This window comes from Pseudomonas violetae, from assembly GCF_023072615.1.
In the GTDB taxonomy this organism is placed as follows: domain Bacteria; phylum Pseudomonadota; class Gammaproteobacteria; order Pseudomonadales; family Pseudomonadaceae; genus Aquipseudomonas; species Aquipseudomonas violetae.
In genome coordinates this window covers 24,574-31,128 of sequence record NZ_JAKNRW010000048.1, presented here as the reverse complement: position 1 = coordinate 31,128, position 6,555 = coordinate 24,574, and the positions used below count along the sequence as shown (strand labels likewise).

The window sequence follows — 6,555 nt, the reverse complement described above, 5'->3', positions numbered from 1 at the left end:
TGCGCTTCGATGACCTGAAGCAACTCGCTGTCGAAAACTTCATAACTCATTGTTTACCAAGGAGTTTTCCGTTTCGACTGCGCCGGAAGTGGGGCGAATTATAGACATCTGAAATCTGCCGTCAAGCGCTGTTTTCACAAATATGTCATATAAGTCAAAAAAGCCCCAAAAACATAAAGGCCGGCCCAAAGGACCGGCCTTTCTCCCCGCCTTACAAGCTAGGGAATGCGAACTGCGATGCCTCATGGCTCGCCCGTTGTGGCCAGCGCTGGGTAATCGCCTTGCGGCGGGTATAGAAGCGCACACCATCCGGACCGTACGCGTGCAGGTCGCCGAACAGCGAACGCTTCCAGCCACCAAAGCTGTGATACGCCACCGGTACTGGCAACGGCACGTTGACGCCAACCATGCCGACCTCGATCTCGTCGCAGAACAACCGCGCCGCTTCGCCATCACGGGTGAAGATGCAGGTACCGTTGCCATACTCGTGATCGTTGATCAGCTGCATCGCCTCTTCCAGGCTGTTGACCCGGACTACGCACAACACCGGCCCGAAGATCTCTTCTTTATAGATGCGCATCTCTGGCGTGACGTGGTCGAACAGGCAACCGCCCAGGAAGAAGCCTTCTTCATGACCGGATACGCTTAGGCCACGGCCATCCACCACCAGCTTCGCACCCGCGGCAACGCCGTCATCGACGTAACCGCTGACCTTATCGCGCGCCTGCCCCGTCACCAGCGGTCCCATATCCAGACCACAGGAAGTCCCCGCGCCAATCTTCAGTGCCTTGATCTGCGGCACTAACTTGTCCACCAGCGCATCGGCTACCTGGTCGCCCACGCACACGGCCACCGAGATAGCCATGCAACGCTCGCCACAGGAGCCATAGGCCGCGCCCATCAGTGCACTCACCGCATTGTCCAGATCGGCATCAGGCATCAATACCGCGTGGTTTTTCGCGCCGCCCAGCGCCTGTACTCGTTTGCCGCGCTTGGTGCCTTCGGCATAGATGTACTCGGCAATCGGCGTCGAGCCGACAAAACTCAGGGCCTTGACCTCCGGCGCCTCGATCAGCGCGTCCACTGCGGACTTGTCGCCATGCACCACACTCATCACGCCTTTAGGCAGGCCGGCTTCGAGCAACAGCTGCGCGATCAGCAGAGTGGAGCTCGGATCGCGCTCGGACGGTTTGAGGATGAAGCAGTTACCGCAGACGATCGCCAACGGGTACATCCACAACGGCACCATCGCCGGGAAGTTGAACGGAGTGATACCCGCCACTACACCCAGCGGCTGGAAGTCAGACCAGGCATCGATGTTCGGGCCGACGTTACGGCTGTACTCGCCCTTGAGGATTTCCGGAGCGGCACAGGCGAACTCCACGTTCTCGATGCCACGCTTGAGCTCGCCCGCTGCGTCTTCCAGGGTCTTGCCGTGCTCTTCGCTGATCAGTTGGGAGATGCGCGCTTCGTTTTGCTCCAGCAACTGCTTGAAGCGGAACATCACCTGGGCGCGTTTGGCAGGAGGCGTATTGCGCCAGGCCGGAAATGCAGCCTTGGCAGCGTCGATGGCCTGTTGAATGGTTTCGCGGCTGGCCAATGGCACCTTGTGGATCGGCTGACCGGTAGACGGGTTGAACACGTCGGCAGTGCGACCGTTATCGGTCACCAGTTCGCCATTGATCAAATGCGGGATAAGGCTCATGCGGGGCTCCAGGAAAATTGTTCACTGGCGCCCTTTGAAGGGCGCCTTTTATATAGCTATATATGGACGATGACGTTGAGTGCCTGAATTGTCGCTGCGCCCTCAGGTTTTTCGCGAGCAAGCTCGCGCCTAAACGTGTTGGGACAATCCATCCAGGTGCTGGGGCAATCAGTCGATCTTGTTCAGCACTTCGCCGACCGCGTCGAACAGTCGATCGAGATCCTGCGGCTTGCTGTTGAAAGTCGGGCCGAACTGCAGGGTGTCGCCGCCGAAGCGCACGTAGAACCCGGCTTTCCACAACGCCATGCCCGCTTCGAAAGGACGCACGATGGCATCGCCATCACGCGGAGCAATCTGGATCGCACCGGCCAGGCCGTAGTTGCGAATGTCGATGATGTTCTTCGAGCCCTTCAGGCCGTGCAGCGCATTTTCGAAATGCGGCGCGACCTCCGCCACGCTCTGCACCAGGTTTTCCTTTTGCAGTAGGTCGAGCGCAGCCAGGCCCGCGGCGCAAGCGACCGGGTGCGCGGAATAGGTGTAGCCGTGGGGGAATTCCACTGCGTACTCAGGCGTCGCCTGGTTCATGAAGGTCTGGTAGATCTCAGAGCTGGCAATGACCGCACCCATCGGGATCGCACCATTGGTGACTTGCTTGGCGATACACATCAGGTCCGGGGTCACGCCAAAGCTTTCGGCACCGAACATCGAACCGGTACGGCCGAAACCGGTGATCACTTCGTCGAACACCAGCAGGATGTTGTGCTGGTCGCAGATCTCGCGCAAGCGCTTCAGGTAACCCTCAGGCGGTACCAGCACGCCAGCGGAACCGGCCATCGGCTCGACAAATACGGCGGCAATGTTCGAAGCGTCATGCAGTTCGATCAGCTTGAGCAGTTCATCCGCCAGAGCGATACCACCCTCCTTCGGCATGCCACGGGAGTAGGCATTGCTGGCCAGCAGCGTGTGTGGCAGGTGATCGACGTCCATCATCGCCTGACCGAACATCTTGCGGTTGCCATTCACTCCGCCGAGGCTGGTGCCGGCAATGTTCACCCCGTGATAGCCGCGAGCGCGGCCAATCATCTTGGTCTTGGTCGCCTGGCCTTTCAGGCGCCAGTAGGCACGGACCATCTTCACTGCAGTGTCCGCGCACTCCGAACCCGAGTCGGTGAAGAACACATGGTTCAGATTGCCCGGCGTCAGGTCGGTGATTTTCTCAGCTAACTGGAACGACAGCGGGTGGCCGTACTGAAAGCCTGGCGAGTAGTCGAGGGTGCCCAACTGCTTGGCGACCGCTTCCTGGATTTCCTTGCGAGTGTGCCCGGCGCCGCAGGTCCAAAGACCCGACAGCGAGTCATACACCTTGCGGCCCTTGTCATCGGTCAACCAGCTGCCTTCGGCGGCAACGATCAGGCGCGGATCACGCTGGAAGTTGCGGTTGGCGGTGTATGGCATCCAGTGCGCATCGAGCTTGAGCTGGCTGGCCAGGGGCGACCGGGTGTTTTCGGGCATGTTCATGTGCAAAACCTCGCAAGGCAATAAGCGGCATAGAGATCAAAAGCTTTCTTGCAGCTAAATTGCCACGGAGATAAAGTTGGTGAAATTCAACTTTTCTAATGTTCAGTAAGCCCTTCACTAAACTTTGAGTCATTTACGCATGAGCACCCGCCGCCCCGATCCGCTGGCGCAAGTCAGCGACTTTGATATCCGCCTGCTGCGGATCTTTCGCAGCGTGGTCGAGTGCGGCGGGTTTTCCGCTGCCGAATCGGTGCTGGGCATCGGTCGCTCGGCGATCAGCCAGCAGATGAGCGATCTGGAACAGCGCCTCGGCTTGCGCCTCTGTCAACGCGGTCGCGCCGGCTTTTCCCTGACAGAGGAAGGTCGCGAGGTGTACCAGTCGGCTTTGCAGCTGTTGAGTGCACTGGAAAGTTTCCGCACCGAGGTCAATGGCCTGCACCTGCACCTGCGCGGCGAATTGACCATTGGCCTGACTGATAACCTGGTCACCCTGCCCCACATGCGTATCACCCACGCCCTCGCCCAATTGAAGGAGCGTGGGCCCGACGTGCAGATCCAGATCCGCATGATCGCCCCCAACGAAGTGGAACAAGGCGTGCTCGACGGTCGCCTGCATGTCGGCGTCGTGCCCCAGGCCAGCGCCTTGTCGGGGCTGGAATATCAGCCGCTCTACGACGAACGCTCGCTGCTCTATTGCGCGGTCGGTCATCCGTTGTTTTATGTCGACGACAAGCAGCTCGATGACGAACGCCTCAACAGCCAGGACGCCATCGCCCCGACCTTCCGCCTGCCCGCAGATATCCAGGCCCATTACCAGGCACTCAAATGCACCGCCAGTGCGTCGGACCGTGAAGGCATGGCATTCCTGATCCTGACTGGTCGCTACATTGGTTATCTTCCGGACCATTACGCCAGTCTCTGGGTACAGCAAGGCCGCCTGCGCGCGCTGAAACCCAAGGCGCGCTTCTATGACCTGAGCCTCGCATCGGTCACGCGCAAGGGCCGTCGCCCCCATTTGGTGCTGGAGAGCTTTCTCGAGAGCCTGGCCGCGACCCGTTAAAACAACCATCAGGCCTCGTCGTTAAAGGCCTGCAGAGGCATTACACGAATATAACCTGAGCACTTGGACAGTTTTTTGCAGGACGACACCACCGTCACCCTGCTCAAGAAGAACATCGTCCATGCAGCCAGAATCTTCAAACTCCAGCGACCTGATCTACGGCCTCAACGACCGACCGCAACCCCTCGCCGCGATCCTCGCCGCCTTGCAACACGTGCTCGCCAGTTTCGTCGGCATCATCACCCCGCCGCTGGTGATCGGCTCCGCCCTGGGCTTGACCGCCCATCTGCCGTACCTGATCAGCATGGCGCTGATGGTGTCTGGCGTCGGCACCTTTATCCAGGCACGCCGGCCGTTCGGCATCGGTGCCGGGATGATCTGCCTGCAGGGCACCAGTTTTGCCTTCCTGGGCGCGGTGTTGTCCGCCGGGTTTCTGGTCAAGCAACGGGGCGGCAGCCCTGAGGACATCCTCGCGATGATCTTCGGCGTGTGCTTTTTCGGCGCACTGGTACAGATCGTCCTAAGCCGCTTCATCGGCCAGTTGCGCCGGGTGATCACGCCGCTGGTGACAGGCATCGTGATCACGCTGATCGGCATCAGCCTGATCAAGGTTGGCATCACCGACCTGGGCGGCGGTTTCAACTCGGCAGACTTTGGTGCACCGGGCAATCTGGCCCTGGGGGCATTCGTATTGTTGACGATCATCCTGCTCAACCGTTCGAACACGCCCTGGGTCCGACTGTCGGCAATCATCATTGGCCTGGTGCTGGGCAGTGTCGCGGCATGGTTCAGTGGCAAACTCGTGCCACAACCCTTGCCCGACCTGCCTCTGGTCAGCCTGCCCATTCCTTTCAAGTTCGGCTTCAATTTCGATTGGAGCGCCTTCCTGCCCGTCGCGCTGATCTATCTGATCAGCACCATCGAAACCGTCGGCGACCTGACGGCCAACTGCATGCTCGCGCGCCAACCTATCAGCGGGCCTTCCTACATCAACCGGCTCAAGGGTGGGGTGCTGGGTGATGGCATCAGTTGCCTGATCGCCGCTACGTTCAGCGCGTTTCCCAACACCACGTTCGCGCAAAACAATGGCGTGATCCAGTTGACCGGCGTCGCCAGCCGCTACGTCGGGTTGTACATCGGTGCCGTGCTGTTTTGTCTCGGTCTGTTTCCATTGATTGGAGCAATACTGCAGCAAATCCCCAAACCGGTGCTCGGTGGCGCGACCCTGGTAATGTTCGGCAGCGTCGCGGCCGCCGGCGTGCGCATTCTTGCCCAGGCTCCGCTGGACCGGCGCAGCATGTTGATCATTGCTACCTCTTTCGGCGTCGGCCTGGGCATTGCCGCGCAGCCCAACCTGTTACACCTGCTGCCGAAATTAGTACAAAACCTGTTCGACTCGGCCATCACCAGCGGGGGGCTGACGGCCATCCTGATGTGCCTGTTGCTGCCGGAATCAAAAACCGTCGCGCAGCCTGATGTTCATCTGCCAAAAAGTGAGCCGATCGAGCAGGTGTAACGCTTTTATCAAGACAGGACTTGTCGGATACCCGTGGGTGCGCTATCAACGCTCTGGTTGCACCCACCTACCTGTTCGGAAGTGCCTATGACCTTTGAAGTCCCTGCTCACGGCGGCAAACCCGCCAGCCGTATTCGTCAGAAGAACGAAGAGACCATCATCAAAGCCGCCGAAGATGAGTTCGCCCGTCACGGGTTCAAAGGCACGAGCATGAACACCATCGCCCTGAATGCCGGCTTGCCCAAAGCGAATCTGCATTATTACTTCACTAACAAACTGGGTTTGTACGTGGCGGTGCTGAGCAACATCATCGAATTGTGGGACAGCACCTTCAACACCCTGACGGCCGAAGACGATCCCGCCGAAGCGCTGACGCGGTACATCCGCGCCAAGATGGAGTTCTCCCGCCGCCAACCCCAAGCCTCTCGGGTCTTCGCGATGGAAGTGATCAGCGGCGGGGAGTGCCTGACCGAGTATTTCAATCAGGATTATCGCGCCTGGTTCCAGGGGCGGGCGGCGGTGTTTCAGGCGTGGATCGACGCAGGCAAGATGGACCCGGTCGATCCGGTCAACTTGATCTTCCTGCTGTGGGGCAGCACCCAGCACTACGCTGACTTCGCCACCCAAATCTGCCGTGTGACCGGCCGCAGCAAGTTGACCAAACAGGACATGGAAGACGCCGGCAACAACCTGATCCGCATCATCCTCAAGGGCTGCGGCGTGACGCCTGCTATTTAAGACACCCTACTTAAGATA

The 6,555-nt window shown here is 59.5% G+C and carries 5 protein-coding genes; 3 read left to right on the top strand and 2 right to left on the bottom strand.

The genetic code is table 11. The annotated features are described in order from the left end of the window. Positions 1-211 precede the first annotated feature (211 nt). A complete protein-coding gene (locus tag L9059_RS28335) occupies positions 212-1,705 on the bottom strand; it encodes a CoA-acylating methylmalonate-semialdehyde dehydrogenase (RefSeq protein WP_122841669.1) in 1,494 nt (497 codons plus the stop codon). 168 nt (positions 1,706-1,873) lie between these two features. Continuing rightward, complete coding sequence (gene aptA, locus L9059_RS28330) at positions 1,874-3,223, bottom strand: omega-aminotransferase AptA (RefSeq protein ID WP_247294276.1); 1,350 nt, start codon at positions 3,221-3,223, stop codon at positions 1,874-1,876. A gap of 139 nt (positions 3,224-3,362) precedes the next feature. On the opposite strand from aptA, the gene L9059_RS28325 reads away from it, so the two are divergent. The 3 genes from L9059_RS28325 (at position 3,363) to L9059_RS28315 (ending at position 6,537) form a co-directional block, all read left to right on the top strand. Beyond that, positions 3,363-4,283, top strand: coding sequence for a LysR family transcriptional regulator (locus L9059_RS28325; protein WP_247294274.1), 921 nt, complete (start codon positions 3,363-3,365; stop codon positions 4,281-4,283). A 121-nt stretch (positions 4,284-4,404) separates the two neighbouring features. Next, the gene (locus L9059_RS28320) at positions 4,405-5,799 is read left to right on the top strand and encodes a uracil-xanthine permease family protein (protein ID WP_247294273.1); all 1,395 of its coding nucleotides are present in this window, start codon (positions 4,405-4,407) and stop codon (positions 5,797-5,799) included. Between the two features lie 87 nt (positions 5,800-5,886). Beyond that, positions 5,887-6,537, top strand: coding sequence for a TetR/AcrR family transcriptional regulator (locus L9059_RS28315; RefSeq protein WP_247294272.1), 651 nt, complete (start codon positions 5,887-5,889; stop codon positions 6,535-6,537). Positions 6,538-6,555 lie beyond the last annotated feature (18 nt).